Below are 16,089 nucleotides of genomic sequence, written 5' to 3' on the forward strand. Positions count from 1 at the left end.
GGCGGGAAGACATTCGGGGTGACTACTCGCCCGCGGGAGCCTTGCCGGCGTGCTTCGCATCGCGAGCCGCCTTCTTGTTCGCCGCACGCTGCGCGTTCTGCTCGGCCTTCGCCTCGGACTTGTTCTTGACCGGCGCGATGATCATGACCATGTTGCGACCGTCGATCTTGGGTCGCGACTCGACCGTGCCGAGGTCGGACACCTCTTCGGCGAACTTCATCAGGAGGCGCACGCCCATCTCCGGGCGCTGCTGTTCGCGGCCACGGAACAGGATCATGGCCTTGACCTTGTCGCCGGCCTTAAGGAAGCCCTCGGCGCGCTTGCGCTTCGTGTCGTAGTCGTGCTGGTCGATCTTCAGACGGAAGCGGACTTCCTTGAGGACCGTATTGGCCTGGTTACGACGTGCTTCCTTAGCCTTCTGCGCGGTCTCGTACTTGAACTTCCCGTAATCCATGATCTTGGCTACGGGAGGACGCGAGTCGGGAGCCACCTCGACGAGGTCGAGGTCGGCCTCCTGTGCGAGGCGAAGAGCCACCTCGCTGCGGACGACGCCGATCTGTTCGCCGCCCGGGCCGATGAGTCGGACCTCGGGAACGCGAATGCGCTCGTTGATGCGGGGATCGCTGATGCGGAACTCCTCGGGTTCGGTAGTCGATGAGCCACCGTGATGCGAGGTTCGCGCCACGGGCGGGAGAAAATCACCATCCACCCGTGCGACGCGTGACAGTTCGCGCACACCATCCACCCTGCGGACGACGCCGGTTCGCGCCGCCCCAATCCGCCTCACGGCGGACGGAGTGTCATGTGACCCGGTAGCCTGGAACGGCAAGCGCGGGTGGGATGAGGATCCTCTTTCGTCCGGAACATGGTTCCGGAGCCCGGAGCAGTCTACCAGAAAGCAGTTCATGAGCACCACTCGCGGCGATCAGGCCACACACACCCACTCTTTCGATGCCGAACGCCTGGCCCGCTGGGAGGATCAGGCGAGCGCATCGGCCGCGACGGATGCGGCACGGGACATAGCCGACGTCGCCGCGGTCGAGGTCATCGCCTCGTCCTGCGTGCACCTGATGAGCGCCGCCGCCGTCAAGCTCGGCCTGGGCGAGGAGCCCGAAGCGGAGGGACTGCTCGACCTCGATGAGGCCCGCAAGCTCATCAATGCGCTTGCCGGGCTTGTGACTGCCGCCGCCCCCGAGATCAGCGACATGCACGCGCGACCGATCCGCGACGGACTGCGGTCCCTGCAGCTCCGCTTCCGCGAGATCTCGACGATCCCCGATGCGCCCGGCAAGGGTCCGGGCGAGAAGTTCACAGGCCCGGTCATCTGACCCGAACCCGCGAGCGAGCACCCTTCTCACCACAGGGCATCGGACCCGATGCCCCGTCACTGGAAGGGTGCTCGCTCGCGTATGGGCACCCTTGCCGTGCCGTCGATAACGTTATACATTGCATTTGTTGACTTAAACAACATACGGGTTCATCGCCGAACCCTCTCCCGATCACCCGCCGACGCCGACGTCGGCAGACGAAAGGTCGACTATGCGCACACGCACTCTCCGCATGCTCGCGGCCGGGGCCACCGCCCTCGCCCTATTTTCCGGAGCCGGCGCCGCCGCGGCGGCGCCAGGGGGCGCCCCGGGCATCGACGCGAAGGACACGCTCGCCCGCTCCGCTCCGAAGGGGCTGCACATCGGCGGAGCGGCCGCGGGCGGCGGCCACCACGCGGATGCCGAGTACCCGGATCCGTTCACGTCCGACGAGCCATACCGCTCCCTGCTCGCGACGGAGTTCACCTCGCTCACGCCCGAGAATCAGATGAAGTGGGATCATCTCCGGCCCTCCCGCGAGGAGTTCGCCTTCGCCGACGCCGACGACATCGTCAACTTCGCGGAGGAGAACGGACAGGTCGTGCGCGGCCACACGCTCCTCTGGCACAGCCAGAATCCCGCCTGGCTCGAGGAGGGAGACTTCTCCGACGCCGAGCTGCGCGACATCCTGCACGAGCACATCACCACCGTCGTCGGCCGCTACGCGGGCCGCGTCGCGCACTGGGAGGTCGCGAACGAGATCTTCGACGAGTCCGGCAATCTGCGCGACACGGAGAACATCTGGATCCGCGAGCTCGGCCCCTCGATCATCGCGGACGCGTTCCGGTGGGCGCACGAAGCCGACCCCGAGGCCGTGCTGTTCTTCAACGACTACAACGTCGAGGGACTCAACGCGAAGGCCGACGCGTACTACGCACTCGTCCAGGATCTGCTCGCGGATGGTGTTCCCGTCGGCGGCATGGGCCTGCAGTCGCACCTCGGCACGATGTACGGCTACGACCCGAGCCTCCCCGACAACCTCGCGCGTTTCGGCGAGCTCGGTCTCGAGACCGCCATCACCGAGCTCGACGTCCGCATGGAACTGCCCGACGGCGCCGAGCCGACGCCCGCGCAGGTCGCCAAGCAGGACGAGTTCTTCGAGTTCGTGCTGACGTCGTGCCTCGAGGAGGCCAGCTGCGGATCCTTCACACTCTGGGGCGCGTCTGACCGATACTCGTGGGTGCCGAACACGTTCCCCGGGCAGGGCTCGGCGACTCCGTGGACGGACGATCTCGAACGCAAGTCGGCGTACTGCGTCCTGCAGTCGACTCTGCTGAGCGCCCAGCCCGGCGGCGCGGCCCGCGCGCAGCACCACCCGGCCTACGCCGACTGCCGCGCGGCCTGACCCCCACTCCCGCGAGCGAGCATCCTTCTCGTCACAGAGCATCGGACCGATGCTCCGTCGCGGGAAGGGTGCTCGCTCGCGGATCGGCGCCAGGGTCGGGGCGCGTCAGTCGGCGCTCGCCTCGAGCGCGACAGTCATCGAGTCGACGAGCACGGCGATGCGGTCGTCGGCCGACCACCGGCGTGCGAGCCGCTGCAGCACGGTGTCGAGCTCCGCGCGATCCAGGCCCTGCATGAGCGTCAGCGTCACGACGACCTCGGGCCCCCGAAGGCGCGCCTCGGGATCGCCGTCCGAGATCTGCAGATCATGCACGGCGAGTTCGGAGCCGATCGACGCGGCGAACGCCTGCGCCACCTCAGGGTTGCGCACGGCCGGGGTCCAGGGCTGCGATTGAGCGATCGCCCAGATGGCCGGTCGACGCACCACGAACTCCGTGTGGCTCGTCGGGTCGACGACGACGAGATCCGTGTCCTCGCCCGCCGCCGCCAGCGCGGCCCGCGTGCTCGCGACGGGAATCGGCCGCGCATCGGCATTCCACGCGCGCATCGTGTCAACGCACGTGAACACCGGCAGGACGGTTCGCCCGTCCGGCGCCTTCACCGTAACGATCGACAGTTCCTGCGTCTTGTCGACGGCGAGCCCCGTCGGACCGACACCCTCGTCGCCCTTCTCGGCGACGAGGGGCACGAGCAGTCTGGCCTGCCGCAGCGCGTCGACGACGCCCTCGACGGATCCCTCCCCCGCGCGAAAGCGCGTCAACTCGTCCCAGAGGCGGGGATCCGCGGATCCGTCATCGCCGGCCGCGGGATTCTCCTGGAAGGTGCGCCCCTGCCACGGCTGACCCGCCGAGTCGCCGAGGTTCCCCGCGAGATGCGCGAGGTGGTCCGGGAGAGCGGAGTCCGCTCCCCCGCCATCCGCGTCAGACGGCCGCGACATCCAGTGCCTCGGCGAGCGTGAACGCCCCCGAGTACAGGGCCTTGCCCACGATGGCGCCCTCGATGCCGTCGGGAACGAGATCCCTCAGCGCGGCGATGTCGTCGAGATTCGAGATCCCGCCCGACGCCACGATCGGCTTGTCCGTGTGCTGGGTCATCTGGCGCAGAAGGTCGATGTTCGGCCCCTTGAGCGTGCCGTCCTTCGTCACATCCGTGACGACGTAGCGGGCGCAGTTCGCGCGCTCGAGACGGTCGAGGACCTCCCAGAGGTCGCCGCCCTCCTTCGTCCACCCGCGGGCTGCGAGCGTCGTGCCGCGCACGTCGAGCCCGACGGCGATCGCCTCGCCATATCGCGCGATGACCGCCTCGGTCCAGTCGGGGTTCTCGAGGGCCGCCGTGCCGAGATTCACCCGCTCGGCGCCCGATGCGAGGGCGGCCTCAAGCGAGGCATCGTCACGGATGCCGCCCGAGATCTCGACGTTCACGCCCTTCATGTGCTTGATGACCTTGCGCAGGATCGGCGTATTGCTGCCGCGCCCGAAGGCGGCATCGAGGTCGACCAGGTGCAGCCATTCGGCCCCCTGGTCGCGCCACTGCTCAGCCGCCTCGAAGGGATCGCCGTAGTTCGTCTCGGATCCGGCCTCGCCCTGGGTCAGTCGCACGGCCTTGCCGCCAGCGACGTCCACGGCGGGAAGAAGGATCAGTCCTGGTGTGGACGCGAAATCGTTCATCTCTCCTCGATAGCCGCGGGACCCTCCCGCGTGACGCACAAGCGTCCACGTTAGACCTCTCCGTGCGCAGGATCCAATCGGCGCGCGAAAGCGGCCCGCGCGGATCAGTCGCGCAGCGTCCCGAGCCAGTTGCGCAGGAGCGCGATACCGGCCTCACCGGACTTCTCCGGGTGGAACTGCGTCGCGGAAAGAGGCCCGTTCTCGACGGCCGCAAGGAAGCGTCCCCCGTGGGTCGCCCACGTGACGGCGGGCTGCGGGAAGGGCGGAATCACTTCGAGCTCCCACGCCTGCGCGGCATACGAGTGCACAAAGTAGAACCGCTCCTCCTCGAGGCCCGCGAAGAGGCGGGATCCCTCTCCCGCCTCGACGGTGCTCCAGCCCATGTGCGGCACCACGGGCGCTTCGAGCCTGGTGACGGCGCCCGGCCACTCGCCGAGCCCTTCCGTGTCGACCCCGCGCTCGATGCCGCGCTCGAAGAGCACCTGCATGCCGACGCAGATGCCGAGCACGGGGCGTCCGCCGGAGAGACGGCGACCGATGAGCTCGCCTCCGCGGATCGCGTTCAGCTGATCCATGACCGCGCTGAAGGCTCCGACGCCCGGAACGAGCAGTCCATCGGCGTCGGCCACCAGCCCGCGGTCACGGGTGAGGCGCACATCGGCGCCGGCCTCTTCGAGCGCCTTCACTGCTGAGTGGACGTTCCCCGAGCCGTAGTCGAGGACGGCGACGACCGGGGCACCGGCCATCAGAGCGCGCCCTTGGTGGACGGAACCCCCTGGACGAGGGGATCGAGCGCCTTCGCCTGACGGAAGGCGCGCGCGAGCGCCTTGTACTCGGCCTCGGCGATGTGGTGCGGATCGCGGCCGCCGAGCACTCGGACGTGAACCGTGAGGCCGGCGTGGAACGCGAGGGCCTCGAGCGTGTGCCGCACCATCGATCCCGTGAAGTGTCCGCCGATGAGGTGCATCTCGAAGCCGGCCGGTTCTCCGGTGTGCACGAGGAAGGGGCGGCCGGAGATGTCGACAACAGCCTGTGCGAGCGCCTCATCGAGCGGCACGAGGGCATCTCCGTAGCGTGAGATGCCCACCTTGTCGCCGAGCGCCTCGCGGATCGCGTCGCCGAGCACGATCGCCGTGTCCTCGACAGTGTGGTGCACATCGATGTGAGTGTCGCCCGTGGCCTTCACGCGCAGATCGGTCAGCGAGTGCTTTGCGAACGCCGTCAGCATGTGGTCGAAGAACGGCACCGAGGTGTCGATGCTGCTCTGGCCGGTTCCGTCGAGGTCGAGCTCGAGTTCGATCGAGGACTCACTCGTGGTGCGCGTGCGACGCGCGGTGCGGGCGTTCGTCATGCCTCGATCCTATTCGTCTGCAGACCTCACGCGTCGCGGATGCTCGCGAGAGCGTCGAGGAAGGTTGTCGTCTCGTCGGCGGTGCCGGCCGAGACGCGCAGGTGTCCCGGAATGCCGATCTCGCGCACGAGAACGCCGCGGTCGTAAAGCCGGCGCCACGTCTCGTGTGGGTCGTCGACGCCACCGAACAGCACGAAGTTGCTCCACGACGGGTAGGGGTCGTATCCGAGCGCCTCGAGTGTCGCGGAGATGCGATCACGCTGGACGATGATGTCGTCGACCGTGCGGAGCATCTCGTCGCTGTGGCGCAGCGCCGCCGTCGCGGCCGCCTGCGTGACGGCGCTGAGGTGGTAGGGCAGCCGCACGAGCCGTAAAGCGTCGATGACTGCCGGGTCGGCGGCGAGATACCCGACGCGCGCACCCGCGAACGCGAACGCCTTGCTCATGGTGCGTGAGACCACGAGACGCTCGCGCCCGGGCAGGAGCGCCAGGGCCGACGTGGCGTCGTCGGGGGCGAACTCGAAATAGGCCTCGTCGACGATGACGATGCCCCGGCTCGCCTCATAGACGCTCTCGATGACATCGATCGACAGGGGTGTGCCCGTGGGGTTGTTCGGCGCGCACAGGAAAACCACGTCAGGATCGGCATCCCGCACCTGCCGCGCCGCGTCGTCGGCCGTAACCTCGAAGCGTGGCCCGCGCGTGCCGGCGATCCATTCGGAGCCGACGCCTCGCACGAGAAGTGAATACATCGAGTAGGTCGGAGCGAAGCCGAACGCAGTACGCCCGGGGCCTGCAAAGGCCTGCAGGAGGTGCTGCAACACCTCGTTCGACCCGTTCGCGGCCCACACCTGCTCGGGCTCGATGCCGTGGCCGAGGTACGACGCGAAGGCCTCGCGCAGCTCAGTGAACTCGCGGTCCGGGTAACGGTTGAGCCCCGCGACGGCCTTCGCGACCGACTCCGCGATGTCATCGGCGACGTCGGGCGGGATCGGATGCGTGTTCTCGTTGACGTTGAGGGCGATGGGCAGGGGTGCTTGGGGCGCCCCGTAGGGCTTCTGCCCGCGCAGATCGTCGCGGAGGGGAAGGTCGTCGAGTGTCACCGTCACGAAGTCAATGCTACGACCGACGCCCTCATCAGCGCGCGTTCGAGTACTCGGCCGGCAGCGAGATCGACTGCCCTGCCGCCACGAGCGATCCCTGCAGCTGGTTCAGCGAGACGATCGCGGCGACGACGTCACGCGGATCTTCCTGTGGCGCAACGCGCTGCGCGATCGACCAGAGCGAGTCGCCGGGCATCACGGTGACGGTGGCGAACGTGCCGGCGGGCGCGCCCTCCTCGTTGGAGCCAAGCGCCGCGCCGCCCCCCAGGATCGCGACGCCGAGCGCCGCAACGACGGGGACAGCCGCGAAAGAGGCGAGAACGCGACGACCGCGGCGCGTGATGCGCAGTCTCGTGCGCTTGGTCGTGATGTGCGAGGCGGGGGCCGCAAGGGTGACCGTGCTCATCTGAAGACCTTCTCTCGTATCGATGTACCGAACTTATCTTCGAATATTCGAACGCGTCAACCCCTTCTTCGAAGTTCTTCGGGGAATCGCACACGACACACTCGAACAAAGATCCCGAAGATCACCCCGAATCCGGTAGCGTTCCTCGTGACGCAGACCACCCCACCAGCGACCACTGACATTCGAAGAGGAGCCGCGGATGAGCGCCGACGACAAGCCGCAGGACCGCCCCCGGGGCCGCCGCCGCAAGAACCTCAGCGAGAAGCAGCTCGCGATCCTCGAGGTGATTCAGCGCTCGATCCACATGAACGGGTACCCGCCGAGCATGCGCGAGATCGGCGACGCCGTCGGCCTCAAGTCGCTCTCGAGCGTGACTCACCAGCTCGGCCAGCTCGAGCTGAGCGGCTACCTGCGTCGCGACCCGGGAAAGACGCGCGCGATGGAGGTGCTCGTCGACCTGCCCGGCACGTCGACCGAGAGCCCGGCTGACACGGCGCCCGCCGTCGGCGATGCCGCGATGGTGCCGCTCGTCGGCCGGATCGCCGCGGGCACGCCCATCACCGCCGAGCAGCAGGTTGAGGAAGTCTTCCCGCTCCCCCGTCAGCTCGTTGGCGGCGGCGAGCTGTTCATGCTGAAGGTGTCGGGCGATTCGATGATCGACGCCGCGATCTGCGACGGCGACTGGGTCGTCGTCCGCGCGCAGAGCGACGCCGAGAACGGCGAGATCGTCGCCGCGATGCTCGACGGCGAGGCGACCGTGAAGACATTCCGCCGACGCGACGGACACGTCTGGCTGCTGCCGCGCAACTCGGCATTCGAGCCGATCCTCGGTGACGAGGCGGTCGTCCTCGGCCGGATCGTCGCGGTCATGCGCGCGGTCTGATCGACCGCAGCGAAGGAGGGGCGGGAACCGTACGCGACTCCCGCCCCTTTCGCACGCCGCGGCACCGATGCAGATCCGGCTCGGCCGAATCGCCGCGTCGCATTCGCTCAGGTGCCGACAGGCGTTCGCGTGCCATAGCGTGGGAGGCATGCCCCAGCCTCAGCAGCTCGCCTACGGGACCTGGCCGTCGCCGATCCGCCCCGAGGACATGCCCACCGGATCACTGCGGCTCGGTCGCTCGCGCTATGTCGGCGACGAGGTGTGGTGGGCCGAGTCGGTCCCCGCGGAGAAGGGCCGAACCGCCATCCTGCGTTCGGGGAGCACGGGACCCGTTCTCCCGGCGCCGTGGAGCGCCCGCTCCCGCGTGCACGAGTACGGAGGGGGCGCGTGGACACCCGTGGGCGGCGAGCGCTTCGCGTTCGTACACCAGGCCGATCAGCGCGTGTACCTCGCCGCGCCGGGCACCCCGCCCACCCCGCTGACTCCCGATGACGCGCGCCTCGCACACGGCGATCTCGTGTGGGCAGAGGACGCGCTGTGGGCCGTGCGCGAGACCCACGAGCAGCCCCGGCGGACCCCGCGGCGGGAGATCGTGCGGATCCGTCTCGACGGATCCGGCGCGGCGGATCCGGATGCGACGACGGTCGTCGTCGGCAGCAGCGATTTCGTCGCCTTCCCCGCGCCGCGAGCCGGCCGCATTGCTTGGATCGCGTGGGACCACCCCGATATGCCGTGGGACGCCGCGGAGCTGCGCGTCGGAACGCTGGGCGAGGACGGGGCTGTGACGAGCTGGGTACGCGTCGCGGGAGGGCGCGAGGCGGCGGGCGGCGAGAACGTCGCCGCGCTGCAGCCCGAGTGGACGGGCGACGACGAGCTGCTGTTCACGCAGGATCCGCCCACGGCCGCGAGCCGGACAGACGGCACGCGCGGTGCGCGCTGGAACCTCTACGTCATCCGTTTCGACGACGGCCTCGCCTGCGCTTCACCCTCACCCGTCTACGTCGCCGCCGGCGACACCGGTGGCCCGCTGTGGAGCCTTGGTTCCCGCTGGTATGCGCCCCTCGAAGACGGAAACGTCGTTGCGGTCGTGACCGACGGCCGCTCGCGGCTGATGCTCGTCGATCCCGTCTCGGGCAGCGTGACCGAGCTCGAGACGCCACTGACGGGCGATGTGCAGGTGCAGGACGTCCGCGGGCGACGGGTTCTGCTCACGGGCGCGGGGGCGACCGTGCCCGGCGGACTGTGGGAGCTCGACGTGTCGGCAAGGTCGCTCACACCCCTGCGGGGTGGCGAGGTGGATCCCGTCCTCGCCGAGCGGCAGGCGGCCTCCCCCATGACCTTCCCCGGCCCGCTCGGCCCCGTCCACGCGTTCTACTACGCACCGTCCCACCCCGACTTCACGGGCCCCGAAGGCGAGCTGCCGCCCGTCGTCGTGCTCGTCCACGGCGGCCCGACGGGACACGTGACCGGCGACCTGTCCCAGAACGCGGCGTTCTTCACGAGCCGCGGCATCGGCGTGCTCGACGTCAACTACGGCGGCTCGTCAGGCTACGGACGCGCCTACCGCGAGCGACTCGCAGGCGGATGGGGCATCGCGGATGTGCAGGACGTCGCCGCGGCCGCGCGCGGCCTCGTCGACGCCGGCCTCGCAGACCCCGCGCGCCTCGCGATCAAGGGCGGATCCGCGGGCGGCTGGACCGTGCTGTGCGCCCTCGCCGACACCGACGTATTCTCGGCCGGCGTCAGCCGATACGGCGTCGCAGATCTGCGCATGCTGCTGGCCGAGACCCACGACTTCGAGGCACGCTACCTCGACGGACTCGTCGGGCCGCTGCCCGAGACCGAGGCCGACTACATCGAGCGCTCGCCGCTCTCGCGCCCCGAGAGCCTCACGACCCCCCTGCTCATCCTGCAGGGCACCGAAGATCCGGTCGTGCCGCCTTCCCAGTCCGAAGCGCTACGCGACGCCCTCGCTGCCAACAGCGTTCCGCACGCCTATCTGCTGTTCGAGGGCGAGGGACACGGATTCCGGCAGGCCGAGACGATCGTGCGCTGCTTCGCGAGCGAGCTCGCCTTCCTCGGGCAGGTGCTCGGCTTCGATCCGCCGGGTGTGGCCCCGCTCCCCCTCGACTGACGTGGGCGCGTCCGAGTGGATCGGCCCCGTCCTCGTCGCCTGGTCCGAGCGGTCGGGCCGCGGCGCCCGCTCTGAGACCGGGCGCCGACTTCTGGCCGAGTTGATCGGCGAGATCGCGCCCGGCTCGGATCCGACCGTCGTCCGCGCGTGCCCCCGGTGCGGCGGGACCGATCACGGCCCGCCGCGCGCAGACGGCGCGCCCGTCGTGCTGAGCCTCAGCTACGCGGCCGACGTCGTCGTCGCGGCCGCCGCGCCGTCCGGCAGCGTCGCGGCGCTCGGTGTCGACGCGGAGCCCGAGCGTCCGGGCCCGCTCGCCGATCTCGCTCCCCTGTTTGCGCCCGCGGATCCGCCGGACGTTCGCACGTGGACCATGATCGAGGCGGTCGTCAAGGCCGACGGGCGTGGCCTCCGCATCCCGCCGGGAGACGTGCGGTTCCGTGCGCCGCGCACGACGACTCGCCTCGAGGGCGCCGACATTGCGACGCTGCCGGCCACATGCGGCACTTTCGAGGTCGCGCCAGCGCCGGCGCCGCCCGGCATCGCCGCCAGCGTGGCTATTCGCCGAGCGCGACCTCGGTGAGGGGCGCGGGCGCGACACCGGCGACATGCGGCAGGTGCGGCAGCTCGTCGCGCGAGAGCCACGCGTCGAACAGCCCGCCGAGGTCTGTCCCCGAGATCTCCTCGCTCAGCCGAACGAAGTCGTCGGTCGACACAGCACGGCCCGCGTGCCGCTCGGTCCACGCGCGCAGGATTCCGAAGAAGACCCCGTCGCCGACCTCGAGCCGGAGCGCGTGCAGCGCCAGGGCGCCACGCTTGTACAGACGGTCGTCGAACATGCGCTCGGGACCCGGATCCTCGATCCGGAGATCCTGCGGCTTCTCGCGCAGGCGTGCGTGATGCGCGAGCGCGAGGGCGTGCGTCCCGTGGCCGCCCGCGCGCTCGGACCAGATCCACTCGGCGTAGCAGGCGGGCCCCTCGTTCAGCCAGATGTCGCGCCACGACGCGACGCCCACGCTGTTGCCGAACCACTGGTGTGCGAGCTCGTGCGCGATGAGGCGCTCGAGCGTGCCCTGGCCGTCGATGTGGTTGGCGCCGAACACGGCGGCACCCTGCGCCTCGAGCGGGATCTCGAGCTCATCGTGGGTCACGACGACCGTGTAGGCGGGGAACGGGTAGGGGCCGAACGCCTCCTCGAACACCGTCATCATGCGCGGCAGCGGGGCGAAGTCGGCCGTGACGCTCGGCGCGAGCAGGGGCGGGTGATGGATCTCGCCCGCGACGCCCGCAAGGTCGACCTCGCGCCGACGGTATCGGCCGATCTGCACGGCGACGAGATAGGTCGCGGTGGGCTGGGAGTGCGTGAACTCCCACGTGCGCTTCCCGCCGCGCGCGGAGCTGCCGATGCGTTCGCCGGCGACGACGTCGTAGGCGGCCTCGGTCGTGATCCGGATGGTGTACGTCGCTTTGTCCGCCGGGCGGTCGTTGCACGGGAACCAGGTCGACGCACCGATCGGCTGCGAGGCGACGATCGCGCCGTCCTCGAGCTCCTCCCACCCGACCGTCCCCCAGGCGCTGCGGCGCGGCCGCGGCGACCCCGCGTAGTCGATCGTGATCTCGAGCTCGTCGCCCTCGGCGAGCGCGCGCGACAGGCCGATCTCGAGACGGTTCGCGCGCAGGCGGAACGAGGCCTTCTTGTCGCCCGCGACGCGCACACGACTCGCGCGCAGGCCCGTGAGGTCGAGGGCGACGGCCCGCGTGCTCTCGAGCGCCCGGCAGCGCAGCGTCGCGCGCCCCTCCAGCCGATTGGACGACACACGGTAGTCCAGCTCGAGGTCGTAGTGCTCGACCTCGAACCGCAGATCCCCCGTCTGAGGGGTGTAGTCGTCGCCGGTCACGAAACGCTCGCCTGATAGGACCGCACCTTGACGGCTCGCCAGGGACCGATCGGATTGCCGCTCCACCGGGATCCGATCGGGACGTCCTCGCCCCGCATCACGAGCGAAGCGGGCCCGACCGTCGCGTCGGCCCCGATGCTCGCAGCCGGCAGGACGACGCTGTGCGGGCCGAGCGTCGCGCCCGCGCCGAGAGTGACGGTGTCGATGCTCATGACTCGATCATGGAACAGATGCGTCTGAACTACACATCCACGGTTCACTGTCGCGCCGTCGCCGAGCGTGACGAGATCGGGCTCGGGCAGCCAGTAGCTGTCCGTCCAGACGCCGCGGCCGATCTTCGCGCCGAGCGTGCGCAGCCACACCGCGAGGGCCGGCGTGCCCGCCGCCGCGTTCGCGAACCAGGGCGCGGCGAGCATCTCGGTGAATGTGTCGGACACTTCGGTGCGCCATACGAAGCTCGACCACAGAGGGTGCTCCCCCGGGCGGATCCGCCCGACGAAGGCCCACTTCGCGAGAGTCGTGATCGCGGCGGCGATCGCCCCCGCGACGATCATCACGAGCCCCGACAGCAGCCACGCGATCACGACGCCCCACGCGTCGATCATCGTCGCGAGGGTCCCCATGACCGCGAGTCCGAGAGCACAGGTCACGATGACGGGAACGATGCGGCACAGCTCCCACAGCGCGCGAGCCAGCCGAAGGGCGGGGCGCGGTCGGTAGGTGCGCTCGAGATCCGACTCGTTCACGACACGGCGCAGGCGCACGGCCGGCGAGCCGAGCCAGGAGGATCCCGACTTCGCCTTCTCGGGCGCGACCGAGAGGACCGCAACGAGCGCATTCTTGGGAACGCGATGGCCGGCCGCTGCGAGCCCGGAATTGCCGAGGAATGCCCGCTTGCCGATGCGCGCCTTCGCGAGGCGCATCCAGCCGCCCCGGAGCTCGTAGGTCGCGACCATCGTGTCGTCGGCGAGGAACGCGCCGTCGCCGATGCGCGTGAGCGACGGCAGCAGCAGCACCGTCGACGCCTCGACATCGCGTCCGACGCGCGCTCCGAGCATGCGCAGCCACAGCGGGGTGAACAGGCTCGAGTAGATCGGAAACAGCAGGGTGCGCGCGGCGTCGAGCAGCCGCTCGGTCGTCCACGCCTGCCAGGCGATGCGGCTGCGGACGGGGTGCACACCCGTGCGCAGGCCGAGGGAGAGCAAACGGACGAGCCCCACGACGGAGCCCGCGAACACGACGCCCACGACGAGCACGGCGGGGACGAGCCAGGCGAGCGTGCCCGGGATCGCCTCCGCGATCGAGTCGGATCCGCGCACGCCGAACGCGAGCACGATGGCGCCCGCCGCGAAGGCGATGAAGGGCAGCAGCCCGATCCCCGCCGACGACGCGGCGTACGCCCACAGCCAGCGGCGGGGCGCAGCGGGGCGCGACGACGAGATCGGCTTCGACGCGCCGCCGACGCGCACAGCCGGCGATCCCGCCCACCGCTGCCCCGCGCGGACGCGTCCGAACACGGCCGACCCCGGCGCCACCTCGGCGTCCCGCCCGATCTTCGCCCCCGGGGCCAGCGTGCTGCGGGCGCCGATCGTGGCGCCTGCGCCGATGCGGATCCCGCCGATGCGCACGGTGTCACCGTCGATCCACGACCCGCTGAGGTCGACCTCGGGCTCGATCGCCGCGCCCTGGCCGACCTGGAGCATGCCCGTCACAGGAGGGAGGGTGTGCAAGTCGACGTCGCGACCGATCTTCGCGCCGAGCGCCCGCGCGTAGTACGTGACCCAGGGCGCGCCCGCGAGCCCGACGGGATCGATCTGGTGCGCGATCTGCTCGGTGAGCCAGAGGCGCAGGTGCACGGATCCGCCGCGCGGGTAGTCGCCCGGCCGGATCCCGGCGAGGAGGATCCGCGCCGCGAGCGCCGAGATCGCCATCCGTCCGAACGGCGTGACGAAGATGACGATGCCCACGATGACGAGCCAGACGGGGGCGGCGGGGAGGAAGTCGAAGCCGGGGACGGCGGCCAGGAGCGCGCTCGCAGTGAGCAGCCACGTCATCCAGCGGGCGCCCGTGAGGACGAATAGCGGCGCGCTCGCGAGCGTCTGCGCCCACTGCATGCGCCGCGGCGTCGGACGCGCTGACGTGAAGCTCGCGTCCGCGTCAGCGGGCGTCTCCTCGTCGCCGATGGCCGCGGCCATTTGGCCGAGGCGGGGCAGATCGTAGACATCGGCCATCGTGAACTCGGCGGCGCGCGAACGGATCCGCGAGACGAGCTGCGCTGCGGCGAGGGATCCGCCCCCGAGAGCGAAGAAGTCGGCCTTCTCGTCGCTCGGAGCCGCGCCGAGCACGGCCGTCCACTGCTCCGCGAGCCACGCCGCGGTTCCCGACAGCGTCGACTGCTCGTCACCCGCCCCTTCGAGCGGCCACGGCAGCGCCGCCTTGTCGACCTTGCCGGAGGTGCGGACGGGCAGCTCGTCCATGACGGCGAGAACGGGGATGAGCGGGGCCGGGAGAGCTTCCGCGAGCTCGGCGCGCGCCACGGCCCGATCGAACTCGCCCACGGGGACCACGTAGCCGACAAGGAGGGGAACCCCTCCGTCCGACTGGCGCACAGCGACGGTCGCTGCGGAGACGGCGCCGAGCGCCTGCAGCGCCGACTCGACCTCGCCGAGCTCGATGCGCCGCCCGCCGATCTTCACCTGATCGTCGGCGCGCCCCTGGAACACGAGCCCCTCGGGGTCGGCACGCACGAGATCCCCCGAGCGATACGCGCGATCCCAGCCGAGCGACGGCATCGCCGCGTACTTCTCGGCGTCCTTCGCCGGGTCCAGGTACCGCGCGAGGCCGACGCCTCCGATGATGAGCTCGCCGATCTCGCCCTCCGCGACGGGGACGCCCTCGGCATCGACGACGGCGAGCGACCAGCCGTCAAGGGGGAGGCCGATGCGAATGGGCGAGGATCCGTCCATCCGCGCAGCACACGCGACAACCGTCGCCTCGGTGGGCCCGTATGTGTTCCAGACCTCGCGCTCGTCGCCGACGAGACGCGCGGCGAGCTCGGGCGGAAGAGCTTCGCCGCCGAAGATCAGCAGACGCAGATTCTCGATCGCGTCCTCGGGCCACAGCGCGGCCAGCGTCGGCACGGTCGACACGACCGTGATGCCGTGACCGACGAGCCAGGGGCCGAGGTCCTCCCCCGAACGGACGAGAGCGCGCGGAGCCGGCACAAGACACGCCCCATGACGCCACGCGAGCCACATCTCCTCGCACGACGCGTCGAAGGCGACCGACAGGCCCGCCAGAACGCGGTCGCCGGAGCCGAGCGGCGCCTCCCGCAGGAACATGCGCGCCTCGGCGTCGACGAAGGCCGCCGCCGAGCGGTGAGAGACGGCGACGCCCTTCGGCACGCCCGTCGATCCTGAAGTGAAGATGACCCACGCATCGTCGTCGACCGTCGGCGTCTCGGCGACGCCCGTGCGACGGGAACTCGGGTGCGGATCGTCGCCTTCGAAGAGAGACCCCTCGGCCGCCGCGCCGTCAGCGAGATCGAAGGCACCGCCGGCGCCGATGACGCCGCGCACTCGCGCCTCCCTGAAGACGAGATCAGCGCGCTCGGGCGGGTCGTCGGCGTCGACGGGGACGTAGGCGGCTCCGGCCGCGAGGACCCCGAGGATCCCGATGTAGAGGTTCCGGTCGCCTGATGGCATGCGCACGCCGACGCGGTCGCCCCGCCGCACCCCGGCCGCGTGCAGGCGGTCGGCCGTGCGGTCGACGAGCGCGAGCATCTCGCCGTAGCTCAGCGCACCCCGCTCGTCCTCGAGAGCCGAGGCGTCGGGACTCGCCGCCGCCGAGGCTCGCAGGATGTCCACGAGGGTGCGGGGCGCGGGCGTCTCGGATTCGCGGTCGAACGCATCGCGTCCCACGTCACACCGCCCGGCGGGG

Annotated in this window: 14 protein-coding genes; 5 read left to right on the forward strand and 9 right to left on the reverse strand. The window is 70.5% G+C overall.

The genetic code is table 11. The features are described from left to right. Window positions 1–22 precede the first annotated feature (22 nt). Window positions 23–685, reverse strand: a complete 663-nt coding sequence (infC, locus tag C0012_RS14055; RefSeq protein ID WP_232527951.1) for a translation initiation factor IF-3 — start codon at window positions 683–685, stop codon at window positions 23–25. Window positions 686–905: 220 nt separating this feature from the next. Between infC and C0012_RS14060 the strand changes: the two genes are divergently transcribed. Together C0012_RS14060 and C0012_RS14065 are read left to right on the forward strand one after the other, a co-directional pair. Beyond that, a complete protein-coding gene (locus tag C0012_RS14060) occupies window positions 906–1,328 on the forward strand; it encodes a DUF1844 domain-containing protein (protein ID WP_110590364.1) in 423 nt (140 codons plus the stop codon). A 211-nt stretch (window positions 1,329–1,539) separates the two neighbouring features. Further along, window positions 1,540–2,712 carry an endo-1,4-beta-xylanase gene (locus C0012_RS14065; protein ID WP_110590363.1) on the forward strand — a complete coding sequence of 391 codons (1,173 nt, stop codon included), beginning with the start codon at window positions 1,540–1,542 and terminating at the stop codon, window positions 2,710–2,712. A gap of 105 nt (window positions 2,713–2,817) precedes the next feature. Here the strand turns inward: C0012_RS14065 and C0012_RS14070 are convergent, their stop codons facing one another. The 6 genes from C0012_RS14070 to C0012_RS14095 form a co-directional block, all read right to left on the reverse strand. Next, a complete protein-coding gene (locus tag C0012_RS14070) occupies window positions 2,818–3,648 on the reverse strand; it encodes an SseB family protein (protein WP_110590362.1) in 831 nt (276 codons plus the stop codon). Beyond that, complete coding sequence (priA, locus tag C0012_RS14075) at window positions 3,632–4,378, reverse strand: bifunctional 1-(5-phosphoribosyl)-5-((5-phosphoribosylamino)methylideneamino)imidazole-4-carboxamide isomerase/phosphoribosylanthranilate isomerase PriA (protein WP_110590361.1); 747 nt, start codon at window positions 4,376–4,378, stop codon at window positions 3,632–3,634. Before priA ends, C0012_RS14070 begins: the two co-directional genes overlap by 17 nt. A 104-nt stretch (window positions 4,379–4,482) precedes the next feature. After that, a complete protein-coding gene (gene hisH, locus C0012_RS14080) occupies window positions 4,483–5,124 on the reverse strand; it encodes an imidazole glycerol phosphate synthase subunit HisH (RefSeq protein WP_110590360.1) in 642 nt (213 codons plus the stop codon). Then, window positions 5,124–5,729, reverse strand: coding sequence for an imidazoleglycerol-phosphate dehydratase HisB (gene hisB, locus C0012_RS14085; RefSeq protein WP_110590359.1), 606 nt, complete (start codon window positions 5,727–5,729; stop codon window positions 5,124–5,126). The genes hisH and hisB overlap by 1 nt, the downstream gene beginning before the upstream one ends. Before the next feature lie 26 nt (window positions 5,730–5,755). Then, window positions 5,756–6,838 (reverse strand): histidinol-phosphate transaminase, encoded by a 1,083-nt coding sequence (locus tag C0012_RS14090; RefSeq protein ID WP_110590358.1) that lies wholly within the window; start codon window positions 6,836–6,838, stop codon window positions 5,756–5,758. Window positions 6,839–6,866: 28 nt separating this feature from the next. Further along, window positions 6,867–7,238, reverse strand: coding sequence for a LysM peptidoglycan-binding domain-containing protein (locus C0012_RS14095; RefSeq protein ID WP_110590357.1), 372 nt, complete (start codon window positions 7,236–7,238; stop codon window positions 6,867–6,869). Between the two features lie 199 nt (window positions 7,239–7,437). Between C0012_RS14095 and lexA the strand changes: the two genes are divergently transcribed. From lexA to C0012_RS14110, 3 genes are all read left to right on the forward strand, one after another. Further along, window positions 7,438–8,121 carry a transcriptional repressor LexA gene (gene lexA / locus C0012_RS14100; RefSeq protein WP_110590356.1) on the forward strand — a complete coding sequence of 228 codons (684 nt, stop codon included), beginning with the start codon at window positions 7,438–7,440 and terminating at the stop codon, window positions 8,119–8,121. 148 nt (window positions 8,122–8,269) lie between these two features. Then, window positions 8,270–10,255, forward strand: coding sequence for a S9 family peptidase (locus tag C0012_RS14105; protein ID WP_110590355.1), 1,986 nt, complete (start codon window positions 8,270–8,272; stop codon window positions 10,253–10,255). Window position 10,256: 1 nt separating this feature from the next. Then, complete coding sequence (locus tag C0012_RS14110; protein WP_110590354.1) at window positions 10,257–10,835, forward strand: 4'-phosphopantetheinyl transferase family protein; 579 nt, start codon at window positions 10,257–10,259, stop codon at window positions 10,833–10,835. On the opposite strand, the gene C0012_RS14115 is transcribed toward C0012_RS14110, so the two are convergent. Together C0012_RS14115 and C0012_RS14120 are read right to left on the reverse strand one after the other, a co-directional pair. After that, complete coding sequence (locus tag C0012_RS14115) at window positions 10,810–12,150, reverse strand: M1 family metallopeptidase (protein WP_110590353.1); 1,341 nt, start codon at window positions 12,148–12,150, stop codon at window positions 10,810–10,812. The genes C0012_RS14110 and C0012_RS14115 overlap by 26 nt on opposite strands. Continuing rightward, complete coding sequence (locus C0012_RS14120) at window positions 12,147–16,070, reverse strand: Pls/PosA family non-ribosomal peptide synthetase (protein ID WP_110590352.1); 3,924 nt, start codon at window positions 16,068–16,070, stop codon at window positions 12,147–12,149. Before C0012_RS14120 ends, C0012_RS14115 begins: the two co-directional genes overlap by 4 nt. Window positions 16,071–16,089 lie beyond the last annotated feature (19 nt).

Source organism: Microbacterium suaedae (genome assembly GCF_003254645.1).
Lineage (GTDB): Bacteria > Actinomycetota > Actinomycetes > Actinomycetales > Microbacteriaceae > Microbacterium > Microbacterium suaedae.

Bases quoted from the DNA above. Each gene is read 5' to 3' on its own strand.
- C0012_RS14060 (WP_110590364.1), top strand. From the start codon at position 906: ATGAGCACCACTCGCGGCGATCAGGCCACACACACCCACTCTTTCGAT.
- C0012_RS14065 (WP_110590363.1), top strand. From the start codon at position 1,540: ATGCGCACACGCACTCTCCGCATGCTCGCGGCCGGGGCCACCGCCCTC.
- C0012_RS14070 (WP_110590362.1), bottom strand. From the start codon at position 3,648: ATGTCGCGGCCGTCTGACGCGGATGGCGGGGGAGCGGACTCCGCTCTC.
- priA (WP_110590361.1), bottom strand. From the start codon at position 4,378: ATGAACGATTTCGCGTCCACACCAGGACTGATCCTTCTTCCCGCCGTG.
- hisH (WP_110590360.1), bottom strand. From the start codon at position 5,124: ATGGCCGGTGCCCCGGTCGTCGCCGTCCTCGACTACGGCTCGGGGAAC.
- hisB (WP_110590359.1), bottom strand. From the start codon at position 5,729: ATGACGAACGCCCGCACCGCGCGTCGCACGCGCACCACGAGTGAGTCC.
- C0012_RS14095 (WP_110590357.1), bottom strand. From the start codon at position 7,238: ATGAGCACGGTCACCCTTGCGGCCCCCGCCTCGCACATCACGACCAAG.
- lexA (WP_110590356.1), top strand. From the start codon at position 7,438: ATGAGCGCCGACGACAAGCCGCAGGACCGCCCCCGGGGCCGCCGCCGC.
- C0012_RS14105 (WP_110590355.1), top strand. From the start codon at position 8,270: ATGCCCCAGCCTCAGCAGCTCGCCTACGGGACCTGGCCGTCGCCGATC.